The organism is Paenarthrobacter nicotinovorans, assembly GCF_021919345.1.
GTDB classification, from domain to species: Bacteria; Actinomycetota; Actinomycetes; order Actinomycetales; family Micrococcaceae; genus Arthrobacter; species Arthrobacter nicotinovorans.
Map to the genome: position 1 here is coordinate 3527704 of NZ_CP089293.1, position 23551 is coordinate 3551254.

Annotated in this window: 23 protein-coding genes; 12 read left to right on the forward strand and 11 right to left on the reverse strand. The window is 64.3% G+C overall.

Going from position 1 to position 23551, the window contains the following annotated elements; genetic code table 11:
• Positions 1-8: 8 nt before the first annotated feature.
• Entirely contained in the window at positions 9-764 is a 756-nt protein-coding gene (locus JMY29_RS16300; protein ID WP_018778852.1) for an IclR family transcriptional regulator, read from the reverse strand.
• 221 nt (positions 765-985) lie between these two features.
• Between JMY29_RS16300 and JMY29_RS16305 the strand changes: the two genes are divergently transcribed.
• Genes JMY29_RS16305 through JMY29_RS16320 form a run of 4 tightly spaced genes read left to right on the forward strand, consistent with a single transcriptional unit; the run spans position 986 to position 6108 of the window.
• Entirely contained in the window at positions 986-2386 is a 1401-nt protein-coding gene (locus tag JMY29_RS16305) for an NAD-dependent malic enzyme (RefSeq protein WP_189076624.1), read from the forward strand.
• A gap of 17 nt (positions 2387-2403) precedes the next feature.
• On the forward strand, positions 2404-4017 hold the full coding sequence (gene aceB, locus JMY29_RS16310; RefSeq protein WP_018778850.1) for a malate synthase A: 1614 nt from the start codon (positions 2404-2406) through the stop codon (positions 4015-4017).
• Position 4018: 1 nt separating this feature from the next.
• Positions 4019-5281 carry a DUF6986 family protein gene (locus tag JMY29_RS16315; RefSeq protein ID WP_064722682.1) on the forward strand — a complete coding sequence of 421 codons (1263 nt, stop codon included), beginning with the start codon at positions 4019-4021 and terminating at the stop codon, positions 5279-5281.
• 14 nt (positions 5282-5295) lie between these two features.
• Positions 5296-6108 carry a bifunctional allantoicase/(S)-ureidoglycine aminohydrolase gene (locus JMY29_RS16320; RefSeq protein WP_189076625.1) on the forward strand — a complete coding sequence of 271 codons (813 nt, stop codon included), beginning with the start codon at positions 5296-5298 and terminating at the stop codon, positions 6106-6108.
• Positions 6109-6206: 98 nt separating this feature from the next.
• Here the strand turns inward: JMY29_RS16320 and JMY29_RS16325 are convergent, their stop codons facing one another.
• From JMY29_RS16325 to JMY29_RS16345, 5 genes are all read right to left on the reverse strand, one after another.
• Positions 6207-6512, reverse strand: coding sequence for a hypothetical protein (locus JMY29_RS16325; protein WP_189076626.1), 306 nt, complete (start codon positions 6510-6512; stop codon positions 6207-6209).
• A gap of 10 nt (positions 6513-6522) precedes the next feature.
• Complete coding sequence (locus tag JMY29_RS16330; RefSeq protein ID WP_055972381.1) at positions 6523-6831, reverse strand: MmcQ/YjbR family DNA-binding protein; 309 nt, start codon at positions 6829-6831, stop codon at positions 6523-6525.
• A 95-nt stretch (positions 6832-6926) separates the two neighbouring features.
• A complete protein-coding gene (locus tag JMY29_RS16335; protein WP_189076627.1) occupies positions 6927-7832 on the reverse strand; it encodes a carbohydrate ABC transporter permease in 906 nt (301 codons plus the stop codon).
• A gap of 10 nt (positions 7833-7842) precedes the next feature.
• On the reverse strand, positions 7843-8841 hold the full coding sequence (locus tag JMY29_RS16340; protein WP_189076628.1) for a carbohydrate ABC transporter permease: 999 nt from the start codon (positions 8839-8841) through the stop codon (positions 7843-7845).
• Positions 8841-10178, reverse strand: coding sequence for a sugar ABC transporter substrate-binding protein (locus JMY29_RS16345; RefSeq protein ID WP_189076629.1), 1338 nt, complete (start codon positions 10176-10178; stop codon positions 8841-8843). The genes JMY29_RS16340 and JMY29_RS16345 overlap by 1 nt, the downstream gene beginning before the upstream one ends.
• A 243-nt stretch (positions 10179-10421) precedes the next feature.
• Here JMY29_RS16345 and JMY29_RS16350 point away from each other — a divergent pair, with 243 nt between their 5' ends.
• Positions 10422-11462 carry a Gfo/Idh/MocA family protein gene (locus tag JMY29_RS16350; protein WP_189076630.1) on the forward strand — a complete coding sequence of 347 codons (1041 nt, stop codon included), beginning with the start codon at positions 10422-10424 and terminating at the stop codon, positions 11460-11462.
• Here JMY29_RS16350 and JMY29_RS16355 read toward each other — a convergent pair.
• Positions 11459-12907 carry a sulfatase-like hydrolase/transferase gene (locus JMY29_RS16355; protein ID WP_189076631.1) on the reverse strand — a complete coding sequence of 483 codons (1449 nt, stop codon included), beginning with the start codon at positions 12905-12907 and terminating at the stop codon, positions 11459-11461. The genes JMY29_RS16350 and JMY29_RS16355 overlap by 4 nt on opposite strands.
• A 153-nt stretch (positions 12908-13060) precedes the next feature.
• Here JMY29_RS16355 and JMY29_RS16360 point away from each other — a divergent pair, with 153 nt between their 5' ends.
• On the forward strand, positions 13061-14248 hold the full coding sequence (locus JMY29_RS16360) for a GntR family transcriptional regulator (RefSeq protein WP_189076632.1): 1188 nt from the start codon (positions 13061-13063) through the stop codon (positions 14246-14248).
• A gap of 32 nt (positions 14249-14280) precedes the next feature.
• Here the strand turns inward: JMY29_RS16360 and JMY29_RS16365 are convergent, their stop codons facing one another.
• The 4 genes from JMY29_RS16365 to JMY29_RS16380 are packed head-to-tail and all read right to left on the reverse strand — an operon-like array spanning position 14281 to position 17482.
• A complete protein-coding gene (locus JMY29_RS16365) occupies positions 14281-16653 on the reverse strand; it encodes a polysaccharide lyase 8 family protein (RefSeq protein WP_189076633.1) in 2373 nt (790 codons plus the stop codon).
• Positions 16654-16663: 10 nt separating this feature from the next.
• The gene (locus tag JMY29_RS16370; RefSeq protein ID WP_189076634.1) at positions 16664-16852 is read right to left on the reverse strand and encodes a hypothetical protein; all 189 of its coding nucleotides are present in this window, start codon (positions 16850-16852) and stop codon (positions 16664-16666) included.
• A 58-nt stretch (positions 16853-16910) separates the two neighbouring features.
• Positions 16911-17279: a type II toxin-antitoxin system death-on-curing family toxin gene (locus JMY29_RS16375; RefSeq protein ID WP_018778838.1), complete on the reverse strand. Its 369-nt coding sequence runs from the start codon at positions 17277-17279 to the stop codon at positions 16911-16913.
• Complete coding sequence (locus JMY29_RS16380; RefSeq protein WP_223941739.1) at positions 17276-17482, reverse strand: ribbon-helix-helix protein, CopG family; 207 nt, start codon at positions 17480-17482, stop codon at positions 17276-17278. Before JMY29_RS16380 ends, JMY29_RS16375 begins: the two co-directional genes overlap by 4 nt.
• Positions 17483-17594: 112 nt before the next feature.
• Here JMY29_RS16380 and JMY29_RS16385 point away from each other — a divergent pair, with 112 nt between their 5' ends.
• The 6 genes from JMY29_RS16385 (at position 17595) to JMY29_RS16410 (ending at position 23424) form a co-directional block, all read left to right on the forward strand.
• Positions 17595-18176 (forward strand): DinB family protein, encoded by a 582-nt coding sequence (locus tag JMY29_RS16385; RefSeq protein WP_039242981.1) that lies wholly within the window; start codon positions 17595-17597, stop codon positions 18174-18176.
• Positions 18177-18260: 84 nt separating this feature from the next.
• Positions 18261-19247 carry a phosphodiester glycosidase family protein gene (locus JMY29_RS16390; protein WP_189076635.1) on the forward strand — a complete coding sequence of 329 codons (987 nt, stop codon included), beginning with the start codon at positions 18261-18263 and terminating at the stop codon, positions 19245-19247.
• Complete coding sequence (locus tag JMY29_RS16395; RefSeq protein ID WP_189076636.1) at positions 19244-20377, forward strand: bifunctional glycosyltransferase family 2/GtrA family protein; 1134 nt, start codon at positions 19244-19246, stop codon at positions 20375-20377. Before JMY29_RS16390 ends, JMY29_RS16395 begins: the two co-directional genes overlap by 4 nt.
• Positions 20374-21027, forward strand: coding sequence for a DUF4956 domain-containing protein (locus tag JMY29_RS16400; protein WP_189076637.1), 654 nt, complete (start codon positions 20374-20376; stop codon positions 21025-21027). The genes JMY29_RS16395 and JMY29_RS16400 overlap by 4 nt, the downstream gene beginning before the upstream one ends.
• Positions 21024-21827 carry a polyphosphate polymerase domain-containing protein gene (locus JMY29_RS16405; protein ID WP_229778692.1) on the forward strand — a complete coding sequence of 268 codons (804 nt, stop codon included), beginning with the start codon at positions 21024-21026 and terminating at the stop codon, positions 21825-21827. The genes JMY29_RS16400 and JMY29_RS16405 overlap by 4 nt, the downstream gene beginning before the upstream one ends.
• Positions 21828-21837: 10 nt before the next feature.
• Positions 21838-23424 carry a carbohydrate-binding domain-containing protein gene (locus tag JMY29_RS16410; RefSeq protein WP_189076638.1) on the forward strand — a complete coding sequence of 529 codons (1587 nt, stop codon included), beginning with the start codon at positions 21838-21840 and terminating at the stop codon, positions 23422-23424.
• Positions 23425-23551: the final 127 nt, after the last annotated feature.

A 23551-nucleotide genomic window follows, 5' to 3' on the forward strand; every position in this document is an offset into this window, starting at 1 on the left:
GTGGGAAGTTAGTTCTGGTTCAGCTCTGCGGAGATGGCCATGGCTGCTTCACGCAACATGGGCACGGCGCGGTCGGCGAAGCTCTGGTCCACGCGGGTGATGGGGCCGGAGACGGAGATCGCCGTGGGCGTGGGAGCGTTGGGAACGGCCATGGCGAAGCAGCGGACACCGAGTTCCTGCTCTTCCTCGTCAATGGAGTAGCCGCGTTCACGGATGAGCTTCAGGTCTGCCAGCAGGGAGTCGATATCGCCGATGCTCTTGGCCGTGGGAGTAGGCATGCCGGTGCGTGCAACGATTCCGCGGACCTGCTCATCGTCCAGCTGGGCCAGGATGGCTTTGCCGACGCCGGTATCGTGCGTGTGGGCGCGGCGGCCCACCTCGGTGAACATGCGCATGGAGTGCATGGACGGGACCTGCGCCACGTAGATCACCATGTCGGAATCGAGGACTGCCATGTTGGAAGTTTCGCCGAGGCGTTCCACCAGGGTCTTCAACTGCGGACGAGCCACGGCGCCAAGCTGCTTGCTGGCGCCCTCCCCCAGCCGGATCAGCCGCGGGCCCAGGGCGTAACGGCGATTGGGCAGCTGCCGGATGTAGCCCAGCGACACCAGCGTGCGCAGCAGCCGGTGGATGGTGGGCAGGGGCAGGTCAGTGGACGACGAGAGCTCACTCAGGGTGACATCGCCGCCCGCGTCCGTGATCAGTTCCAACAGTTCAAAGACGCGCTCAACGGACTGCACGCCTCCGGAGGCTTTTTCAGCCATTCCCTTGTCTCCAATGACTCAGATTCCGACAACTCTTATCCGCATCGTGAAAAGAATTGCTTAGAACACCCAAGATACAGCACGAGGCGCACCTCTGCGATGACACCGAACATGACCAAGCAAGGGCTTGTGTTTCCACTTTGTAGATAATAATATCCATAATACGAAAACATTCAGTTTGGAACGGCGGCCCGGGAACGGGCCTTACAGGAGGAATTTCAATGGCGAATCCGAGCCCCGGAAACTCGATCACCCTGCGCGTCGCCGCACCGTCGAGCTTCACCGCTACCAGCGAACTGGCAGCAGCCGTCGGCGCAGCCGGTGCAGCAATCACCGCGCTGGACGTCACGGAATCCCACCACGAGACGATCGTCGTTGACGTCACCTGCAACACCACCGACGACGACCACGCAGCCCGCGTCAAGGACGCCCTGAACGCCCTCGACGGCGTCACCGTCCAGCACGTCTCGGACCGCACCTTCCTCATGCACCTGGGCGGCAAGCTCGAAGTTGTCCCCAAAGTAGCCCTGCGCAACCGCGACGACCTGTCGCGCGCCTACACTCCCGGCGTCGCCCGCGTCTGCATGGCGATCGCGGAAGACCCGGCCGCTGCCCGCAACCTGACGGTCAAGCGCAACACCATCGCCGTCCTCACCGACGGTTCCGCAGTCCTGGGCCTCGGCAACATCGGCCCCGCAGCCGCCCTTCCCGTGATGGAAGGCAAGGCTGCGCTCTTCAAGCAGTTCGCCAACGTGGATGCCTGGCCGGTCTGCCTCGACACGCAGGACACCGAAGAGATCATCATGATCGCCAAGGCCATGGCACCGGTCTACGGCGGCATCAACCTCGAAGACATCGCCGCGCCGCGCTGCTTCGAAATCGAGAACCGCCTCCGCGAAGAACTCGACATCCCGGTCTTCCACGATGACCAGCACGGCACCGCGATCGTCACGCTCGCTGCCTTGGTCAACGCCCTGCGTGTGGTGGACAAGAAGCTCTCCGAAGTCAAGATCGTGGTCTCGGGCGTCGGCGCTGCCGGCTCGGCCATCATCCAACTCCTCAAGGCCCAGGGCGCGCAGCACATCATCGCCGCCGGCCGCTCCGGAGCCATCCACTCGGGCGAAAAGTACGACGACGAGCACCGCAGCTGGATCGCCGCGAACACCAACGAAGAAGGCTTCTCCGGAACCCTGCACGACGCCCTCAAGGGAGCGGACGTCTTCATCGGCGTCAGCGCCCCGCACGTGATCGGCGAGGAGCAGGTTGCTTCCATGGCCGAGGACGCGATCGTGTTCGCCATGGCCAACCCGACGCCGGAAATCGATCCCGTGGTTGCTTCCAAGCACGCAGCAGTGGTGGCAACGGGCCGCAGCGACTTCCCGAACCAGATCAACAACGTGCTGGCCTTCCCCGGCTTCTTCCGGGGCCTGCTGGATGCCGGAGCATCGGACATCACGCCGGACATGCTGGTAGCCGCAGCCGAGGCAATCGCCAACCGGGTAGCTGACGAGGAGCTGAACGCGAGTTACATTATCCCCAGCGTCTTCGATCCCCATGTTGCCGCCGATGTAGCGACCGCCGTAGCCAACGCTGCGCACGCCAACGCCGCCAGCGCACTCTAGAAAAGGAATCCGCTCACATGGCTATCACAGTCACAGATCCCCAGCCGATCGATCGCGCCGAGGAAATCCTCACCCCCAAGGCCTTGGCCTTCATCGAGGAACTGCACCAGCGCTTCGCAGGCACCCGCAACGAACTCCTGGAGGCCCGCAAAGCCAAGCGCCAAAAGGTCGCCGAAACCAGCCGCCTGGACTTCCTTCCGGAGACCCGCGAAATCCGCGACGGCGACTGGAAGGTTGCCGAGGCACCCGCAGCTTTGCAGGACCGCCGCGTTGAGATGACCGGCCCCGCGACCCCGGCCAAGATGGCCATCAACGCCCTCAACTCCGGCGCCAAGGTGTGGTTGGCTGACCTCGAAGATGCCAGCACGCCCACCTGGCCCAACGTCATCGACGCCATCCTCAACCTCCGCGACGCCGCCCAGGGAACCCTGAGCTACACCTCCCCCGAAGGCAAGGAATACCGTCTCCGCACGGACGCTCCCCTGGCCGTTGTGGTTGCCCGTCCCCGCGGCTGGCACATGGAAGAGAGCCACCTGCTGATCGACGGCGAACCCGCCGTGGGTGCGCTGGTGGACTTCGGCCTGCACTTCTTCCACATCGCCAAGCAGCTTCTGCTCAACGGCCACGGCCCGTACTACTACCTGCCCAAGATGGAGAGCCACCTGGAGGCACGCCTCTGGAACGACGTCTTCGTCTTCGCCCAGGACTTCCTCGGCATCCCGCAGGGCAGCGTCCGCGCCACCGTGCTGATCGAGACCATCCCGGCCGCGTTCGAAATGGACGAGATCCTCTACGAACTCCGTGACCACGCCTCTGGCCTGAACGCCGGCCGCTGGGACTACCTCTTCAGCATCATCAAGTACTTCCGTGATGCAGGCGAAGAGTTCGTCCTCCCGGACCGCGCCACCGTTGCCATGACGGCTCCGTTCATGCGCGCCTACACCGAACTCCTGGTCAAGACCTGCCACAAGCGCGGCGCTTTCGCCATGGGTGGCATGGCCGCCGTCATCCCCAACCGCAAGCAGCCCGACGTCACCGCCGCTGCCTTCGACAAGGTCCGCGCCGACAAGACCCGTGAGGCGAACGACGGCTTCGACGGTTCATGGGTTGCCCACCCGGACCTCGTTCCCACCTGCCGCGAAGTCTTCGACTCCGTACTGGGTGACCCTGCCAACGGCGGTAAGAAGAATCAGCTGGACAAGCAGCGCCCGGAGGTGAACGTCACCGCTGAGCAGCTGATCGACGTCGCGTCCGCCGGCGGAACCGTCACGGAAGCCGGCCTGCGGCTGAATCTGTACGTCGCCGTCGCCTACACGGGCGTCTGGATCTCCGGCAGCGGCGCGGTAGCCATCCACAACCTCATGGAAGACGCCGCGACCGCGGAAATCTCCCGCTCGCAGGTGTGGCAGCAGATCCGCAACAAGTCCGTCCTCGCGGACACGGGCAACACCGTGACCCGCGAACTGGTCACCCGCATCCTGGGCGAAGAAACCGAGCGCCTGCGGATCGAGTTCGGCGACGAGAACTTCACCAAGTACTACGAGCCGGCGTCCAAGCTGATCGAGGACATCTGTCTCTCCGACGATTACACGGACTTCCTCACCACGCCCGCGTATGAGCTGGTGGGCTGAGATGGGTTCATTCTCTGCATCCGACCTGGCACACATTGAGTCGCAGCTGGAGGCAACGGACCAGTTGCTGGACCGCAACTACCCCGGCGACGACGGCTCACGCCAGCCCATCCACACCGTCTACATCCCCGCCGACCGCTTCACGCCCACCTTCGTGGCAGATTGGGGCGCCCAGGCACTCGCGACGGCGGAAGCCCACGGTGGCCTCGAAAAGCTCGGTCAGCTGTTGGGCCAGGAACCGCACCTGGCTGCCGCTGTTGCCGAGCGCGTCGCCGCGAAGCTCGCTTCCGAGCCGATCGAGGACCTCCGTCTGGACTTCGAGGACGGCTACGGCGACCGCGGCGATGAGGCAGAAGACGCCGACGCCGTTGCTGCCGCCAACGCAGTTGCCGCAGCAGTTGCGGACGGAACGGCCCCGCCGTTCATCGGCATCCGCTTCAAGTGCTTCGAAGCACCGACGCGTGCCCGCGGCCTGAAGACCCTGGACCTGTTCGTCTCCACCCTGGCCCAGGCCGGGGAACTCCCTGCCGGGCTGATCCTCACCCTGCCCAAGGTCACCACGGTGGCACAGGTGCAGGCCATGGACTTCGCAGTGTCGCGGTTGGAAGAAGTGCACGGACTTCCCGCAGGCCGGCTCCGCTTCGAGGTGCAGGTGGAAACGCCGCAGCTCATCATCGGTGCCGACGGGACCTCTCCGGTAGCCCAGCTCCCCCACGTTGTTCCGGGCCGTATCAGCGCCCTGCACTACGGGACCTACGACTACAGCGCCTCGTTGGGTATCTCCGCCGAGTACCAGTCCATGGAGCACCCCGTGGCCGACTTCGCCAAGGAAGTCATGCAGCTCGCTGTTGCCGGCACGGGAATCCGTCTCTCCGACGGTTCCACCAACATCATCCCCGTCGGTGACGCCGTGGAAGATGCCTGGAAGCTGCACGGCCGGCTGGTCCGCCGTTCCCTGGAGAACGGCTACTACCAAGGATGGGATCTCCACGCCGCCCAGCTGCCCAGCCGCTTCTCGGCGTCGTATGCGTTCTACCGCGAAGGCCTTCCCGCCGCGGCACTGCGCCTGCGCAACTACGTGGAACGCACCGAAGGCGGCGTCATGGACGAGCCCGCCACGGCCCGTGCCCTCGCAGGCTTCGTCCTCCGCGGCGTCCAGTGCGGCGCAGTGGGGACCGACGAGGTCAAGGCGCTTGCCGGCGTCGAACTTTCACAGCTGACCGCGCTTGCGCACCCGCGGCTCGCACAACCGACTTCCCACTGATAGGAGCTTCCCGCATGGGCAACTACTACTACCCGCAGGGCGGACTGCCGCCCCAGACACATCTGACCACGGAACGGGCGATCGTCACCGAGGCTTACACGGTGATCCCCAAGGGTGTGATGACGGACATCGTCACCAGCAACCTGCCGGGCTTCTCCAACACGCGTTCCTGGATCATCGCGCGGCCGATTTCCGGCTTCGCCACCACGTTCTCCCAGCTGATCGTCGAGATCGCGCCGGGCGGCGGGGCACCCAAGGCAGAGTTCGAGGCCGGCGTTGAAGGCGTCATCTTCGTGACCAAGGGCCAGGTCAACCTGACGCTCGACGGCGAACTGCACCACCTCGCGGAGGGCGGCTACGCCTACCTGGCTGCCGGCTCTGAGTGGGGCCTGGAGAACGTCTCGGACGACATCGTCTCCTTCCACTGGATCCGCAAAGCCTACGAGCGCCTTGAAGGCTTCGAGGCCAAGTCCTTCGTCACCAACGAGAAGGACGTGGAGCCCACCTCCATGCCGGACACCAACGACGTCTGGAAGACCACTCGCTTCACGGACTCCAGCGACCTCGCCCACGACATGCAGGTCAACATCGTCACCTTCCAGCCCGGCGGCGTGATTCCCTTCCCGGAAACCCACGTCATGGAGCACGGCCTGTACGTCCTGGAAGGCAAGGCCATGTACTTGCTCAACAACGACTGGGTTGAGGTGGAAGCCGGCGACTTCATGTGGCTGCGCGCGTTCTGCCCGCAGGCTTGCTACGCCGGTGGACCGGGCGAGTTCCGCTACCTGCTGTACAAGGACATGAACCGCCAGGTGAAGCTCACCTAGTCTTCTGCTTGCGCCGAGATCGCCGGAAAGCTGCCAGTTCGCTGGAGCTATCCGGCGATTTCGCGTTCCTCCGGCGATTTCGCGTTCCCGCGGCGAAGTCAGCGGCGAACTTGGCGGCGGCCGATGGCCAGCCCGGCGCAGAACGCGAGGACCAGCAGGCCAACCCCCGTCACGGCCAGTCCCAGCTGGCTTCCGCGGCTGACAAAGCTCCCCCCGCTCGGTTGGAAGACGTTGTCGCTCAGCGGCGCGTAGGCAAACCAACCAATCGGTTCGTTGGTTCCGTTCCACGCCACGATCAGCCCAACGATCGCGGCAACCAGGCCCAGCAAAGGCACGACGACGACCGCCAGTTTCCGGGCGGGCTGCGGTGAGTGGTGTTCCCCAGGCGTGTTGTTGTCCCCCATGCGGCCGAGTCTAACCTGCCCGGCCGCCGGCGATCCTGTACGACTCCTGCAGCAGTTCGTCGAGCTCGTCCACGTCGATCCCCTCCAGTCGGACCAGGAGCAGCTTCGGGGATTGGTCGTGATGAGGTGTCCAGAAATAGGTGTCCGGTTCCATGGCTGCGAGCGCTTCACGTTCATCGGTCTTGACCGTGACAACCCCGTCTTCCCAGATACGTGCCATGAGCGTCTTGGCGAACCAGGCGGGTTGACCCCAGCTCAAGCGTTCGCTGACACCCGGCATCTCCAGGCAGATCCTCCTGACGTCCTCTTCGGTGGCCATGGTTCACTGTGGCATTGGCGCGCTTCCGAGGACAAGACATCCCGGGCAACCCGTAGCTAGGCTGGGCCGGCTGCGGTAGCGCCGGCGTCGAGGGTCTATTTGCCCATCCCGAGCGTGAGTCCCTCGGTGAGCCGCCGGCCCAGCCACACGTAGATGACCAGCATGGGCAGCACCACCATCACCAAGCCTGCGAACAGTCCACCCCAGTCAGCGCCGGAGTAGGTCTGCTGTTGGACGAACGAAATCAGCGCTACCGGGAGCGTGTACTTCTCAGTGGATTGCAGCAGGGTCAAGGCCAGAAGGGTCTCGTTCCAGTGCGAGATGACCTGGAGGATGAAGGCAGTGAGGATGCCTCCCTTGGCCAAAGGCAGGGTGATGCGCCAGAAGGTTCCGAAGGCCGTGGTCCCGTCGAGGGCTGCGGCTTCCTCCATTTCCAGGGGAAGGGAACGGAAGAAGGCGGTCAGCAGGAAGACCGTGAACGGCATGGAAACCCCGATGTAGACGAGGTTCAATCCGATGATGCTGTCCGTGAGGTACACCTTGTTCAGCATCACGAACAGCGGAATCAGGATGACCTGCGCCGGAATTCCGAGGCCCAGGATGAAGTACAGGCTCAGGCCGCGGGTGAGCCTGTTGTCCACCCGGCTCAGGTAGTAGGCGCACGGCGCGGCGATGGCGACGGTCAGGACCGACGACACCACTGTGGTCAGAAGGCTGTTCCACGTGGCCACCGCGAAGTCTCCCACGGTCCAGGCCCGGACGAAGTTGCCGAAGTCCAGGGAGGCCGGCACGCCCCAGGGGTCGTCAAGAATGGCCCGTGTATCCCGGAAGGCCTGCGCCACCATCCACACCAGCGCCGCGATGCTGATCGCAACCACCAGCCACAGCAACCCCACACCGATGCCCCGGACTACGCTGCGTTCCCCCCGCAGGGCGGGACTGACACCGCGGCGTCCCCGCCTGCGGGCGGTCACGGGAGCCAGCAGTTTGTATTCGCTCATGTCATTTCCTTTAGAACTCGACGGCGTCGCGACGCATGGCGCGGCGCAGCAGGACAACCAGGACGGAGATCAGGGCCAGCGACAACACAGCGGAGGCCGTTGCGGCACCGTAGGCGGGCGTTGACTGTCCGGAGAAGGCGTTGACGTAGGTGTAGACGGCTGCCGTCCAACTTTGGGTGGGCGGCACCCCTGCCCCGGAGCTACCGCCGAATACCCACACGATCTCGAAGATCTTCACCGACGAGATGGTCCACAGCACCGCACAGGTACCGAAGACATCCCAGGTCAGCGGGAGGATGACGTACCGCAGCCGCTGGAACGCGGTGGCTCCTGCCAGCGCGCAGTCCTCGTAGTAGTAGGGCGGGATACGGTCGACGCCGGCCATCAGGATGGTGGTGAAGTAACCGGTGGTTGTGCAGACCAGGGTGACCATGATGAGCGGGAAGATGTTGTCCTGTGCCAGCCACTTTGGCGGATCCGTCACCCCAAGGGGTGCCAAGAGGCTGTTGACCATTCCGCCGGGGTTGAAGATGAAGCCGGCCAGGACACCGAAAACGAGCGCGTTGATGAGGTGCGGGAAGAAGATGACGTTACGAACAACCTTCTTCCCTGCCATGTCCCGAAGGACGAGCGTCATAGCGAAAGCGAGAATGAAGATTGCGGCTCCCACCACGAACAGCAGCAGCAGGGTGTTGCCGAACGATGACAGGAACAGCGGGTCCCGGAAGATCCGGCCGTAGTTGTCCAGGCCCACGAATTTCATGGGTCCGGAGCCGGCCCATTTGTGGAGGCTGATCCACACTGCACCAAGGGCGGGAACGATGAACAGGACCGTGTACAGGACGAACGCCGGACCCACGAAGGGAACCAGCAGCTTCTTGCGCTGCACATCGATGGAGCTTCCCGGTTGGCGGCCCTGAGCTGAGGCCTTCCTGGTCACCGTTTTCCGGGACTCGGGATTCTGCATTGCCGCTTTACCGGCGCGGGGTTCTTTCAGGCCGACGGACATCAGCCGTTGTCCTTCCAGTACTGGATCTGGGCTTCCTTCATCTTGGCCACGAATTCTGCGGCTGTGGTCTTTCCAAGGAACAGTTCATCGCTCCTGGGGAAGAAGACCTTCTCGGTGTAGCCGGGGAACGTCACGCCGTCGTTCTGCAGGTGCGTGGCCGGAGCGGCGTCGATAGCGGCCTTGACGCTTGCGACGGCGGGATCCACCGGTGCGTCCTGCCTCACCGGAAGCACCTTGGCGTCCGTTCCGAGGGCGTCCTGGTACTTGGCGCCCAGCAGGTACGCCGCAAGCCGCTGGGCAGGAACCTGGTTCTTGGATTTTGCCGGAACAGCGAAGCCGATGAAGTCCACGCGGGCGCTGGCCGGCTTGTCGCCGATGGCCGGGAACTGGAACGAGGAGTATTCGAAGCCCGGGGCGGCGTACGAACCGGTTTCGGTGGGCGTCCACGAGCCGTTGAGGATCAGGGCGGCGTCACCGTTTGCCCAGAGCTGCTGTTGGGCGGGGAACTTGCTGGCGTTGTAGCCACTGTTGAGGTATCCGCCCTTGACCAGGGTTTCCACCTTTTGTGCTGCTTCAAGGACGGCAGGGTCATCCCATCCTGCGCCGGACTTGTCCTCGGCGAGGGCCTTGAAGCTGCCTGCGCCTTTGAGCCGGAGCAGCGAGGTAACGAACCAGGTGGAGTTATAGCCTGCGATATCACCGTCGGCGGCAATGGGGGCTGTTCCGCCGGCCTTCAGCCTGTCCAGGACTGCAATGAATTCATCCCAGGTGGCTGGCGGCTTTGCTTTGAGCTCCGGGTGCTTGGCGGCATCGAACCAGATGCCGTCCGAGCTGATGCTGTAGGGCACCATCCAAGGCTGTCCGTCTTCTCCCTTGAAGACGCCGTTGCTGGTGAACTTCTCCGGAATCACTGAACTGACGGTCTTCCCGTCCAGCTCGTACGCGTAGACGGACGTCAGGGGGCTTGCCTGCCCGGTTTCGCCGATCACCGGAGCGAGCTTGGCGAGTGTTCCGTCCACCAGGTCCGGGACGTTGTTGGTGTTCAGCGCAGGGACGAGCTTTTCGGTGTTGCTGCGTCCCTGCCATTGGACGCTGACTTTGGCGCCGGTTTCTTTTTCGAAGTCCGCGATGGCAGTGGCGATGACCTTTTGCTGAGGTTCGCCGTCCTTCCACATCGACCAATAGTTGATGGTCTGGCCGGAAATGGACCCGGAAATATCCACGGCTTCGGCCGCCGGGGAGGCATCGGTGGCTCCGCCGCAGGCAGTGGTGGACAAGGCAAGCGCTGCACCCAACAGGGCGGCCAGCGGGCGAAGATGACGGGCTGTTTTGCCCATGGGAATCACCTTTCGAGTGAGGGGGAACCAGCCGGATGCGGTTCAGTGAGACGACTCTCACAGCCTCCGAAAGCAGGATTCAATGAGTATTTTGGAAAGTTTCTCCACCTGCCTGGCAGCCCGTGGGCGGTGGGACCCAATTAGGCATTTATTCCTCTTTTCCGGCTGCCCAACAATCGAGGAGACCTGCGCGGCGTTCCGATCGAACGAGCCCGCGCTCCGGCTCCGAGCTAAAGAGGGAAATTGATACGACTTGGAATCATTGGCGCGGGCGCCGTGGCACACTTCCATGCAGCATCCGCGGCGCGGATCAGCAACGTGGAGTTGGCCGCCGTCTGCGACCTGCGGCCTGAAGCCGCAGAGAGGGTCGCATCGCCATGGGGGGCTTCCGTCTTTGGGGACTACCTGGCCATGTACCGCGAGGCCGGCTTGAACGCCGTCATCATCAATACCCCGCACGCCCTGCACCTGGAGATGGTGCTGGCCGCAGCCGACCACGGATTGCACGTGCTGGTCGAAAAGCCCATGGCCACCACCGTGGCCGACTGCGATCGCATGATTCAAGCCTGCCGGAAGGCCGGGGTGTCCTTGGTGATCGGGCAGATCCAGCATTTCCTTCCGGAGAAACTGGCCGCCGAGGACGTACTGGCAAGCGGCGAACTCGGACGGGTCCTGATGGTCCGCGACTACCGGACCACCGATTACCGTCCGGGAACGCGGCCGGATTGGTTCTTCAGCGAGGCCATGGCAGGCGGGGGTGCACTGATGAACATCGGCGGCCATTGCCTTGACCGCTCCATCTGGTTCGGTGGCGCACCCGTTGAGTCCGTGAGCGCCTCTACCCTCAAACGCTTCGGCGTTCCCGTGGAAACCGACGGTGCCATTGCGTTGACCCTCAGGAACGGGGTGCATGTCAGCATCTCCGTGGTGTCCGACGCCGTGCAGCGCTTGGACGAGGTCCTGATCGTGTGTGAGTACGGCACCCTGTCCTGCAGCCCCCACCATGGAACCTTGATCCGGCGCGACGGCGTGACACGCACGGTATGGGAACCGCGGCCCGAGGACATCCAGGAGGGCTTCTTCCTGCAGCTGCAGGATTTCATCACAGTGCTCGACGGCGGTGTCCCCAAAGTCAGTGTTGAGCACGCCCGCCACATCGTGGAGGTAGTCCTGGCGTCCTACGAGGCTGCCGGTAGCGGCCAGGCCGTGGTTCTCCTGGACAGTACCCAGGAGCTCAGTGCCCAGGAACTCAGTGCCGGACTCGCCCTCACGGACGCCGGTTAGGACGACCCTCCGGCTGCGTCCGTGCCATCCCAGTTGGGTGGGGTGAAAGCCCCCAGGGGATCATCCAGCACGGACGCAGTCTGGCCTGCCCCCGCCACGGGAAGCCAACTCCCGTCGAGGCCAGGGACGGCGTGCAACTGGAACCATTCCTGAAGCCGGGAACGCATGGCGGACACCCGTGCAGCGTGCGCCGGCTCGTTCACAAGGTTGACTCGCTCGTCCGGGTCGGCCAGGAGATCGTAGAGTTCATGCGGACCGTGCGGATACCTGTGCACGTACTTCCAGTCGGTGCTGCGGATCATCCGGACGGGACCGTATTCGTCAAAGACCACGACGGCGCGATCCCCGGCCGCCGGTGGCAGCCCGCCTAAAAGCTCCGCGAAAGACTGTCCCGGCCCGTCTTCGAAGGGGCAGTGGTTTACCCCCGCCAGCTCCAGGATGGTGGCCGCCACGTCGTAGGCGGACAACAGTTCCGTCACTACCGCGCCATGCCGGATCCTGCCCGGGAGCGCGAAGATCGCCGGCACTTTGACGGAGGAATCGTAGACGTTCTGCGGAAACGTCCCGTTGCCCTTCCCCCAAATGCCGTGGTGGCCGCAATTGAAACCGTTGTCGCTGCTGAAGACCACCAAGGTGTTGTCTTGGATACCGAGTTCCTCCAACCGGCTGAGGACCGTCCCGATCCCGGCGTCCATGGCACTGACGGCGGCAAAGTACCCCACAAGGGCTGCACGGGTGTCTGCTTCGCCGCCGATCGGCACCCCGTTCACGGTGGGAGTCCATGGGTGCATGGCTTCCTGCGGGCAGCTGGAAAATCCGCAGTCGCTGTAGAGATCCTCAAATTCCGGCGGATGTTGCCCCTTCCAGGGCTTGTGGGGAGCTGTGTAGTTGAGGGCCAGGAAGAAGGGTTCGGGCTCTTGCGAGGCACCGTTGATGAAGTCCAGGGCATCCCCGGTGATCGCGTCCGTCAAGTACTCGGTGACCGTTTCCCGGTGGCTGGTGCCGCCGTCGAACCTGTACATGACCGAGCGGTCATACGGGCTGCCGCCGCCTTCCAGGGCGAACCAGTGGCTGAAGCCCTTCCGTGGAGCATCGTTGGCGCCAAGGTGCCATTTGCCGGACAGGCCCAGGCGGTAGCCGGCATCGGCGAGGTCATCCGTGAACAACCGCTGCCCCTGCAGGTAGTCGATGGCCTGGGGTCCGGTTTCGACGCCCGCCAGGTAATCGTGGACGCCGTGGCGCGACGGGATGTTCCCGGTCATCAGGCTGGCGCGCGCCGGGGAGCAGACCGGTGAGGCGCAGAAGAAGTTCTCCAACCGCGTGCCGCGGGCGGCGAGGTCATCCAGCGTGGGCGTGTGGATTTCGGGGTTTCCGGCGCAACCCAGCGCCCAGGCGCCTTGGTCGTCGCTGAGGATGAAAAGGATGTTTGGCTTCTTGCTGGACACCCTCCCATTGCTACTGAGCCTCTAGGCAAGGAATCAATGAGCATTCCCGGTTGGCGTGAAAATACTCCCGGGATCTGACAATTACTCCTCAAATACTCTCTAAATTGTGGTGCATGATGAGAGAAATCGTCTGTCCACAGCTGGAGATGGATCATGCCAAAGAGGAAACAGGAACCGGACTCCGGTGGCGCACCCCTTCGCGACACTGCAAAGGCCAACTTGAAGTTCCAGGACTTGAGCGACGACCTCCGCAGGGACATCCTCGCCGGGACGTGGGCCGTGGGGACCAAGCTCCCCACCGAGCAGCAACTCGCGGCAGAGACCGGCCTTTCCCTGACCACGGTGCGGAGGGCCTTCGAGGACCTTGTAGGCAAAGGGCTGGTGGTCAGGCGGCAGGGCGCCGGCAGCTTCGTCGCTGCACCCCAGCGCACGCAGAAACGCTCGAGGTTCGTCATCGGCGTCCTGCTCCCGGACACGCAGCTGTACTACCCGCGCGTCCTCCAGGGGATCGAGGAACACCTCTCGGCCCGGGGCGCGAGCCTGCAACTGTCCACGTACCACTACGACTTCACGCGCGAGAACGCCGGCATCCAGTTCCTTCTGGATGCCGGCGTGGACGGCCTCATCTTGGTGCCGACGCTGACCGGTTTGGCCGATCCCCAGCAGCGCGTCGCCGAGCTCATGGCCCTTCCCGTGCCGGTTGTCCTCCTGGAGCGGAGCCTGGACGATCTGGGGCCCGGCGACCGCACGGAACACGTCTGCTCGGATCACCAAGGCGGAGCGTACGACGCCGTCATGCACCTCCACCGCTTGGGTCACCGAAAGATCGGGCTGCTCACCCGGGCAAACGAGGCCGCTCGCAGCAGCAATCCCACGCAGGCTGCGGTCATCGCAGGGTATACGGCTGCCATCACGGCGTTGGGGTTGGAGACCGACGGGCACATGGCGTTCAGCGCAACCAAGCCGGAGTGGGAAGCCGACCAGGCCGAGCACATGTTCGGGCTGCTGGCTGGCAGTGGTGCCACGGCGGCGTTGGTCTTCGGAGACCGGGAAGCCGCTCTGCTGGAAGGCGCCGCGTCCAGGCACGGGGTTCGGGTTCCCGAGGACCTCGCCCTCGTCTCCTATGACGACGAAATGGCTGACCTCGCCCGGATACCGCTCACGGCGGTTTCGCCCGCCAAGCACAGGCTGGGCGTCATGGCCGCCGATGTCCTGCTGCGTCGGCTCACCGAAGGCGACGCGTGTCCGCTCTACCAGATCCGGTTGCGGCCACGCATTGTGGTCCGTGACTCCTGCGGGGCGAAGCGTTGTGAGGCCCGCTCTGCGGTCTCCGGGGGCTAAATGGCGCGCAGAGCGGGCCCCACAACGAGGCTCTAGCGGCGGAGCTTGATGAGCTTTGTCTGGCCGCTGAGCCCAGTGGTGTCAAGCGTCAGGGTGCTCCGCCCGTCGGCGTCCGTCCCCAGGGTGCCCGCGCCCTCCAGGACGCTGGACCACGTACCCTCCGGCAAGGTCAGCGTGAGGCCGGCGGCCTTCTGCGTCGGCTCGCTGACGGCCAGGCTCAGCTCATTCCCATGCCTGGAGAACACCACGCACGCAGGACCCGATGCGCCAAGATCCCCCGCCATTCCGGGCTTCCAGAACGTTGCGGCCGTGGTCTTCGCGGTCTTGAACTCCACGGACTGGGCCGTAGCATCGTTGCGGATCACGCTGTACTTGTTTCCCTGCAACAGCTTCCGGGTCAGGTCCACCGATGCTCCCGGCGCCACCATGTACGCATAACTGCCGGCGACAGGCCCGACCCCGTGGTCCACGAAGAGGGTGGCGAAATTGCGCTGCTGCACTGTGGGGCTGCCATTGATGTTGACCCCGGACCAGCTGCCGGACCGGGTTTCCCGCAGCACGTGGAGCGGGGAATCATCGAGCATCGCGTACCCGCCGAATCCCTCCAGGTGCACCCAGCGCCCATCGCCCAGCACCTCAACGGTGCCTGCCGTTCCAGCGATGGTGCCCGCCGCCGTCGTGAGTGTATTGCTGCCTTGGTGGAGGTTTCGGTGGTCGACGATGGTTTCCACCCTGGCGCCCGAAGCAGTGCTGATGTCCGCGCCGAGGCAAACGGTGACGTCGCCGCTGACAAACCAGGACTTCCGCGCGGTCAGGCCCGTGCGGCCCGGTCCCACCAGATGCTGTCCGACGGCGGCAACCTCACCCAGCGCTGTGGCCCCGCTCCACTCATTCGCGGGAACGGCAGCGCCCCACTCCCCCTCCACCTTGTCCGGCAAGGGGGTTGTGTCCACTGTGGTGCCGGGGAGGCGGTTGTAGTTGGCCGTGGCCCAGAACGCGTCGTCGTACTGGCCGAGGTCGGACGTGTAGAAGTAGGTCATGCCGGAGCCGGTGTGATATCCGCGGTTGTTCTCGCCGTTGCCGCATTCGTACCAGGCAATGCGGTTGCTGGACATGGAGAGCGACAATGCCCAGCCCGGTCCGCGGTGCATGGTGCGGTCCATCGCAGGGAAAAGCTTGTGGCCGGTCGCTTCTGCCACGGGGGCAACACCAGTAGCTTGGAGCTCCTTGACCAGTGCCGTCCTGGGCACGCTCGCACTGTTGAGGATCGGTCGATAGGTATTGCGCGAAATCCAGCCAGCGCACAAACCCCGCCATCGGGCCGCCGTCGCTGGATCCATGGCCCGTGCCAGGAGCAGGATGGCCTCGATCGCCGACGCCCCCAGGTCATAGCCGGTGTTGGCCTCACGGCTGATGCTCCTGCCGCGGACGGCATCGGCCATGGCCCCGTTGATCATGACGGGCGCAAACGAGCCCTCCACGGCGTCGAAGAAGATGCTGCGCGTTGGGTCGGAAACCTCGAACGCCGTACCTCCAAGCAAGGAGAACAATTTGGACAGCCCGGTGAGCAGGACAACCCCGTAGGAACCGGTGTACGGAGTAGTGCTGTGTTGGATGAACGAGCCGTCGCGGAAAATGCCGTCTCCGCTGGTGACGTACTGCCACACCTGGCTGAGTCCGGCCACAGCATGGTTGAGTTTGGCCGGGTCCTCTCCTGCCAGGGAACGGATGATGATGCCCTGGCACAGGTCCACGCGGTTGGCGCCAACGGAGGTGATCTTGCCGCGCTTGGGCGGGAACTGCAGCCACGGGTCGGGCACAAAATGGTCGATGGCCGCGCAGTAGGCAGTGCGTTCCGCGGCCGACAATTCGGCATGCAGGAGCACCATGGCGTCGGCGAGTGCCCGGGGCACGCCGATCTCCCAGGACCACCAGTTTCCTACCTCTTCCTTTCTGTCGTTGTAGCAAAGGGTGTTGGCATCAGCCAGGCCGGCCTTGATGGCGGCAAGGACCGCGGCGTCCCCGAACACGGCCGCTGTGGGGGTGGCCCAGGCCGTGGCCAGTTGGGACAGGCGGGTGTAGGTGGTGACCATTTCTGCGTCCTTGGCCAAGGACAGGTCCGTGAACACCGAGGTTCGGCCCGACGACGTGTTGAGCTTGGCCAGAGAGTCTGCGGCTTTGTTGTTCAGTGCGGTGATGGCTTTGGCGAAATCGGGGTCGCCGGCCTGGATGACGTTGCGGCCCGTGATTTGGTCCACCCAACGGTTTCGCAGCGCTGCGAACTCCGCGACGCCCGGTTCTGCCTCGGCCCAGGCGTTCTGGGCGAACATCGAACTGACCACTGCCGCCAGGGATAGTGCGCCGGCACCCTGGAGCAGGGTCCTGCGGGGGAATTGAAGTGACAAGGAGTTGCTCCTAACACTCGTGGCGGGACGGGGTCCGACGTCCTTCGCCGGGTCCGCCACTGGCTTGGGTTGAAGTCAACGCGATGCCGAAGAGAGGAATAAAGCAGTACCTGGTCACGTCCACGTCGCCGGAAACGTGCGGGACCGCCGTCGCGACCTCCCGGGCCCCGGCTGCGGCGAACAGTTGGGCTTTCTGCACTGCTTTGCCTAGGGAGCGTCGCTTGGGAGACTGTACGGGCGGCTGATTCCCGGTACGACTAACGTGGCACCAGGTGTTGGGAGATTTCGGCGGCAGAATCCCGCAGTTCGATGGTGCCGCTGGCGACACCGACGACAAGCTTGAAGCCCTTATCTGTGGTGAAGTCATGCTGATATCCGTTGACCCAAAGCAGCAGCACCATGAGTGTCCATGCGGTTCGCTTGTTGCCATCAATGAGTGGGTGGAACCGGGCGACGGACTCCAACAGCGCAGCCGCCTTCAGTGCAAGGTCGGGATAGGCATCTGTGCCCAAGACGGTTGTAGCCGGCCTGGCCAAAGCCGAGGCGAGCAGGCCGACATCGCGGATATGGAAGCCGTACCGATCAACGACTTGAAGGGCATCCTCGATGTCCAGGTATGCTGTCACGCGTCTTCAAGGCGCGTCAGGAGCTCAGCATCATGACTCATGACGAAATCAAGGCCCTCGCTGATTTCGCGTCGGCGCGCATGGCGCTGCAGAACCAGCTCTGCCCCCTGTAGCAGGAGCGCGGACTTGGATGTGTGTTCCTCGGCGGCCAACTTCTCCAGCCGTCGATCCAGGTCTTCAGGTACGCGCAGGTTCATGGCCATGCATCAATGGTACCAGAATGGTACTGATGAAGAGAGCTTCGTCCCGACTGTCGCGGACTGCCCCGGGTTCGCGGCGATCTCGCTGCAGCACCCCTTCGGTAGAGTGCTCACCATGGATGACAAAGCAACGTTGCTCAACTATCTCCGTACCCGCCGGCAGGACCTGCTGGACAAACTGGACGGCCTCGGCGAATACGATGTCCGCAGGCCCATGACCCCCACCGGAACCAACCTGCTGGGCCTTGTGAAACACGTTGCCGGTGTGGAGCTGGGATACTTCGGCGAAACGTTCGGGCGACCGAACGGACGGGAACTCCCCTGGTACGAGGCCACCGCCGAACCCGACGCCGACATGTGGGTGCCTGCCACCCAGAGCCGCGAAGAGATCATCGAGTTGCACCACTTCTCCGCCAAGCACAGCGACGAAACCATCGAGTCCCTCCCCTTGGACGCGCCGGGCGTAGTGCCGTGGTGGTCCGAAGAGAAAAAGAACGTCACCCTGCACCAGATCCTGGTCCACATGTGCGTCGAAACGGCCCGCCACGCAGGCCATGCGGACATCATCCGGGAACTTATCGACGGCCAAGCCGGCCAGCGCGCGAATGATCCCAACATCCCTCAACGGACCGCAGAAGAACTGGCCGCACACCGCCGGCGCATAGAACAGGCAGCGTTGGAAGCCGACGGGCGCTGACTTTCACAGGCACGGGGAGACCTTCACAGCCGCCGCATATGCGAGGCAAACCTCAGGCGTAGCCTGCCTCCGTAGAAATGAGGCATGACTCCTCCACAGACCGAAAACCGCAAAGGCCGCCGGACACGGCGAGCGATCGTCTCCGCCGTCCTGGCGGTCACTCTCTCTGCCGGGGGTGCAACAGCCTGGGCCCTGGACCGCTTCGTCATTCCGCACGCCGAAATCACCAACGTCTCGGAATACGAAGCCAGCCAGGCCGGCACCACCGAAACCACGACGACGGACAGCAGCGCCGCTGATTCCTCCGCGAGCGCCGTGGTCACTGATACTGGCTACACCTCGGGTGACACCGGTATCAGCATCAGCAAGGTAACTACCGGCAGCGGCGACAGCACCGTCACGTACTACGTTGCCGACGTCGATCTTGATGCGGCCACCACGCTGAAGTCGGCATTCGCGGAGGACACGTACGGCGGCAACATCACTGAAAACACCTCCGCGATCGCCCAGGACCACAACGCGATCTTCGCCATCAACGGCGACTACTACGGTTTCCGGGACACCGGCACCGTGATCCGCAACGGTGTGGTGTATCGGGATGAGGGCGCACGGCAGGGCCTGGCCTTCTACAAGGACGGCACCGTCAAGGTGTACGACGAGACCACCACCACCGCTGACCAACTCATCGCGGATGGCGTTTGGAACACCCTCTCGTTTGGCCCGTCGCTGCTGGACAACGGCGAGATTGCCTCGGGCATCGAGGACGTGGAAGTTGATACCAATTTCGGCAACCACTCCATCCAGGGCGAACAGCCGCGCACGGCGGTGGGCGTCATCGACCAGAACCATCTGGTGTTCGTGGTGGTGGATGGGCGCAGCCCCGGCTACTCCGCCGGCGTCACCATGACGGGCCTGGCGCAGATCATGAAGGACCTCGGCTCCACCACCGCGTACAACATCGACGGCGGCGGCTCCTCCACCATGTACTTCAACGGATCCCTGGTGAACAACCCGCTCGGCGAGAACAAAGAGCGCGGCACCTCGGACATCCTCTACATCGCCCGGTCATGATCATCCTGATACCAGCCTACGAGCCGGACCACCAGCTCATCACCCTTGTCCGAAACCTCCAGGAAGCCGAACCGTGGATCAGCATCGTGGTGGTGGACGACGGTTCCGGCCCCGAGTACAAGGACACGTTCGACGCCGCCGCCCAGCTTGGGTGCCATGTGCTTGGCTACGCCGTGAACGGCGGGAAAGGTCACGCCCTCAAGAGCGGCTTCGCCTTCATCGCTGAGCGTTTTCCGGGACATGACGTGGTGTGCGCCGACAGCGATGGGCAGCATGGCGTGGCGGATATCCTGGCCGTCGCCGACCGGGTCCGGCACGTCACCGCGGCCATGGTCCTGGGCTCCCGGAACTTCACCGGGAATGTCCCGGCCCGGAGCCGGTTCGGCAACACCGTGACCCGCGGCCTGTTCAGGCTAGCGACGGGCCAGCGGATCACGGACACCCAGACGGGCCTGCGGGGCTACAAAGCGGACATGCTCCCTTGGTTGCTGACGGTCCGCGGACACCGGTACGAGTACGAACTGAACCTGCTGCTCGAAGCGAAGCATGCGGGCTACGGCATCAGCAGCGTCGGGATCGCCACCGTGTATCTGAACGACAACGCAGGCTCGCACTTCCGGCCTGTCGCGGACTCGATCAGGATCTATGCCCCCCTGCTGAAGTTCCTGGGCTCGTCCCTGTCCGCTTTCGTGGTGGACATGGTGATGTTCCTGGTGCTCATCGGTGTCACGGACTCCCTGCTCATTGCCGTGCTGGGTGCCCGGCTGGTCAGCGCCACAGTGAACTTCCTGGTCAACCGGCGCCTGGTGTTCGAGCACGGCAAAGACCGGCCACTGCGGGTGGCCGCGGCCGGCTATGTGGCCCTGGTGCTGGTGTTGCTGGCGGCCAACTACGCCTCGATCCTGGCGCTGACGTCCGTTTCCGTCCCGGACCTGCCCGCAAAGATCCTCACGGAGGCCGCGCTACTGGGCATCAGTTTCGTAGTGCAGCACCGTTTCCTGTTCTCCCGCAAAGGCCGTGCCGCGCAGAAGGAAACGCATACCCCACCCTTGGTCCCGGCACAGTTCCAGCACAGCGTGGCCCTGAAAAGTGGACATCAATTCCCCCAGAGATTCCGGAGTAACCGATGAACACCCTCATCCTCATAGCGGCAGACCTCGCTGCCATTTCCATCCTCACGTTGGCCCTGTACCTCCGCCGCCACAGGCGCCGTGACCTGGTGGTGTCCTACCTCGGCATGAACGTGGGAGTCCTCGCAGTCGCCACCGCACTGTCCGGTTCTGCTGCCGGCGTCGGTTTGGGCCTGGGGCTGTTCGGTGTGCTCTCGATCATCCGGCTCCGCTCCACCGAACTTGCCCAGCACGAGGTTGCCTACTACTTCTCGGCACTGGCGCTGGGCCTGATCTCGGGCATCGGCGTCGAGCCTCTGTGGTTGACGTTGTCCCTCATGTCGTTGGTCCTGCTGGTGATGTTCATTGGTGACAACCCGAAGGTCCTGCCCTCCTACCGCCACCAGACGGTGGTGCTGGACCGGGCCCTCAACGACGAAGCCGAACTCTACGTCCGGCTGGAAGAAGTCCTCAACGGTACCGTCCACTCGGCCACCATCCAGGAGCTGGACCTGGTGAATGACAAGACGATCGTGGATGTCCGCTACGCGGTCCGCCCCGCCCGGCTCACCGTCAACCATCCAGCGGGCGCGCTGACAGAGGCGCCGCAGGAACTGCCTGCCCAGCCGTCGCCCCAGCCGTCCATGCCCACCTCTGCGGGTGTCGCATGAGCCGGCCCGAAGCCCCAGGGGTCATGCCCCACCTGGGCCGGCTTCCCGCCGTCGGGCTTGAAGAACTCACTGCTGAAGCCGCGCTGCTGACCCGTGTTGACCGCAAGTACCTGGTTCCCTCGGCAGCAGCCCGACGCGTCCTCTCCACTTTCACCACCCACGCCCGTGTCCTGGAAATGGACGGGGCCCGGACCTTCGCCTACGACTCCGTGTACTTCGACACCCAGGCACTGGACAGCTACATGCTGGCAGCCCACGGACGGCGCCGGCGCTTCAAGATCCGCACCCGGACCTACGTGGACAGCGCCGTCAGCTTCCTTGAAGTCAAGACCGAAGGAGCACGTGAAGCCACCGTCAAGGAACGCATCCCGTACGAACTGTGCGACCGCGACCGGTTGACTGACGAAGGCCTTCTCTATGTCAACGAGACCCTTTCCGCGGCCATCGGGGACGTCACGTTCGGCCCCTTGTCCCCTGTCCTGTCCACGCAGTACAACCGCACCACGCTGTTCCTGCCTGAGTCGGGAAGCCGCGCCACCATCGATTCCGACGTCACCTGGCAGCGGCCGGACGGGCAGCCCTGGGTCCTGGACGACGCGGTGGTGGTGGAGACCAAGTCCGGCTCCGCCCCGGGCCCCTTGGACCGGCACCTCTGGGCCAACGGCGTCCGGCCGTGCCGCATCTCCAAGTTCGCCACCGGCATGGCCGCACTCCACCCGGAACTGCCCGCAAACCGGTGGAATCAAACCCTTCGGCGCAGGATGCCCCTGCGCCCCCTCAACCAACTCCCCCAAAGCTAAGGAATCAACCATGCGCTCCTTCCGCACCTCCCTGTCCATTGCCGCCGTCGCGCTGGCGATCTCCCTGGCCGGCTGCTCCGCCCCAACCACCGGTTCCACCTCCTCAGGCACCTCCGGCACGGCCACAACAACCACCACCCAGCAGGCAGTCACCGCCGCCACCATCGAAGAAGACACCCACTACGACGGCGACGACCTCAGCTGGGACGCCTCAACGGAAGTGGTCATCAGCCTGGCCGACGGCGGCAGCAAAGTGACGTCGTCGTCCTCCACCGGCGTGGCGGTGGACGGCAATACCGTCACCATCAGTGCCGCCGGAACCTACCGCCTCAGCGGCTCGCTGACTGACGGAAAGATCATGGTGGCCGCGGGCGATTCAGACACAGTGAGGATCATCCTGGACGGGGTGCAGCTTGGTAACTCCAGCGGTTCCCCGTTCGTGGTGCAAAGCGCCGATGAAGCGATCCTGTACCTGGAGGACGGCAGCACCAACACCGTAACGGATGCCGCAAGCTACGCGGACCAAGGCGACGACGCACCCAACGCGGCCCTCTTCTCCATGGCGGACCTGACCATTGCCGGGCCCGGTTCGCTGAAGGTCACCGGAAAGTACAACGACGGCATCGTCTCCAAGGACGGCCTGGTCCTGGCATCGGGCAAAGTCACCGTCGAGGCAGCAGACGACGGCATCCGGGGGAAGGATTACACCGTGCTCCTGGACGGCGCCTACCAGGTGACCGCGGGCGGCGACGGGGTGAAGGCCGACAACGAGACGGACGAGGGGCGGGGCTGGCTGCTGGTCAGCGGTGGTTCCCTCTCCGTGACCGCAGGAGACGACGGCGTGAAGGCTTTCAACACCCTGACTGTTTCCGGCGGCACAGTGAACGTAACCAAGTCCGAAGAAGGGCTGGAGGCGCAGCACATCGCCATCTCCGGCGGGGACGTGACAGTCACTTCCAATGATGACGGCGTGAACGCCTCGGGCGGAGCCTCCTCCAGCACTGCCGACGGCGGCGGCATGGGTGGCGGGATGGGTGGCGGCATGGGTGGCGGCGAGACCGTCGGCGATTACAGCGTTGACGTCTCCGGCGGGACACTGACCATCAATGCGCAGGGTGACGGTTTGGACTCGAACGGAAACGCCAGCATTTCCGGCGGGACCGTCGTGGTCAACGGGCCCACCAACGACGGCAACGGAGCACTTGATGTCAACGGCGAGCTGGCCGTTTCCGGAGGCACCGTGGCTGCTGCGGGAAGCGCCGGGATGGCCGTAACCCCCGGGACCTCCTCCACACAGTCCGGCGTGCAGATCACGTTCAGCTCCTCCGTACCTGCGGGCACCCCGGTTCACATCGTCGACTCGTCGGGAGCCGTGGTGGCGACGTTCGTGACCACCAAGACCATCGCATCCCTGGTGTTCTCCTCTTCCGCGATCGCCGACGGTGCCACGTACACGGTGTACACGGGCGGCACCGCCGATGCCACAGCCGGCCTCACGACGGGATCCATCGGCGGCGCCAAGCAACAGGGCACCGTGACCTCGGGCCAGTACACCCAGGCGCAAGGTCCCGGCGGCGGTGGTGGCGTACGCCGCTGAGCTTCGTGGCAGGTGCAATTCTGCTGGATCATTCGTCATCGCCCCGACGCTGTCCCCGGTAATCCGGGGATCTTCAGAGGGAACAAGCGAATGATCCAGCAGAAAACGGGACGCACTGAGTCGGGCT

Bases quoted from the DNA above. Each gene is read 5' to 3' on its own strand.
- JMY29_RS16300 (WP_018778852.1), bottom strand. From the start codon at position 764: ATGGCTGAAAAAGCCTCCGGAGGCGTGCAGTCCGTTGAGCGCGTCTTT.
- JMY29_RS16305 (WP_189076624.1), top strand. From the start codon at position 986: ATGGCGAATCCGAGCCCCGGAAACTCGATCACCCTGCGCGTCGCCGCA.
- aceB (WP_018778850.1), top strand. From the start codon at position 2,404: ATGGCTATCACAGTCACAGATCCCCAGCCGATCGATCGCGCCGAGGAA.
- JMY29_RS16315 (WP_064722682.1), top strand. From the start codon at position 4,019: ATGGGTTCATTCTCTGCATCCGACCTGGCACACATTGAGTCGCAGCTG.
- JMY29_RS16320 (WP_189076625.1), top strand. From the start codon at position 5,296: ATGGGCAACTACTACTACCCGCAGGGCGGACTGCCGCCCCAGACACAT.
- JMY29_RS16325 (WP_189076626.1), bottom strand. From the start codon at position 6,512: ATGGGGGACAACAACACGCCTGGGGAACACCACTCACCGCAGCCCGCC.
- JMY29_RS16330 (WP_055972381.1), bottom strand. From the start codon at position 6,831: ATGGCCACCGAAGAGGACGTCAGGAGGATCTGCCTGGAGATGCCGGGT.
- JMY29_RS16335 (WP_189076627.1), bottom strand. From the start codon at position 7,832: ATGAGCGAATACAAACTGCTGGCTCCCGTGACCGCCCGCAGGCGGGGA.
- JMY29_RS16340 (WP_189076628.1), bottom strand. From the start codon at position 8,841: ATGTCCGTCGGCCTGAAAGAACCCCGCGCCGGTAAAGCGGCAATGCAG.
- JMY29_RS16345 (WP_189076629.1), bottom strand. From the start codon at position 10,178: ATGGGCAAAACAGCCCGTCATCTTCGCCCGCTGGCCGCCCTGTTGGGT.
- JMY29_RS16360 (WP_189076632.1), top strand. From the start codon at position 13,061: ATGCCAAAGAGGAAACAGGAACCGGACTCCGGTGGCGCACCCCTTCGC.
- JMY29_RS16380 (WP_223941739.1), bottom strand. From the start codon at position 17,482: ATGGCCATGAACCTGCGCGTACCTGAAGACCTGGATCGACGGCTGGAG.
- JMY29_RS16385 (WP_039242981.1), top strand. From the start codon at position 17,595: ATGGATGACAAAGCAACGTTGCTCAACTATCTCCGTACCCGCCGGCAG.
- JMY29_RS16390 (WP_189076635.1), top strand. From the start codon at position 18,261: ATGACTCCTCCACAGACCGAAAACCGCAAAGGCCGCCGGACACGGCGA.
- JMY29_RS16395 (WP_189076636.1), top strand. From the start codon at position 19,244: ATGATCATCCTGATACCAGCCTACGAGCCGGACCACCAGCTCATCACC.
- JMY29_RS16400 (WP_189076637.1), top strand. From the start codon at position 20,374: ATGAACACCCTCATCCTCATAGCGGCAGACCTCGCTGCCATTTCCATC.
- JMY29_RS16405 (WP_229778692.1), top strand. From the start codon at position 21,024: ATGAGCCGGCCCGAAGCCCCAGGGGTCATGCCCCACCTGGGCCGGCTT.
- JMY29_RS16410 (WP_189076638.1), top strand. From the start codon at position 21,838: ATGCGCTCCTTCCGCACCTCCCTGTCCATTGCCGCCGTCGCGCTGGCG.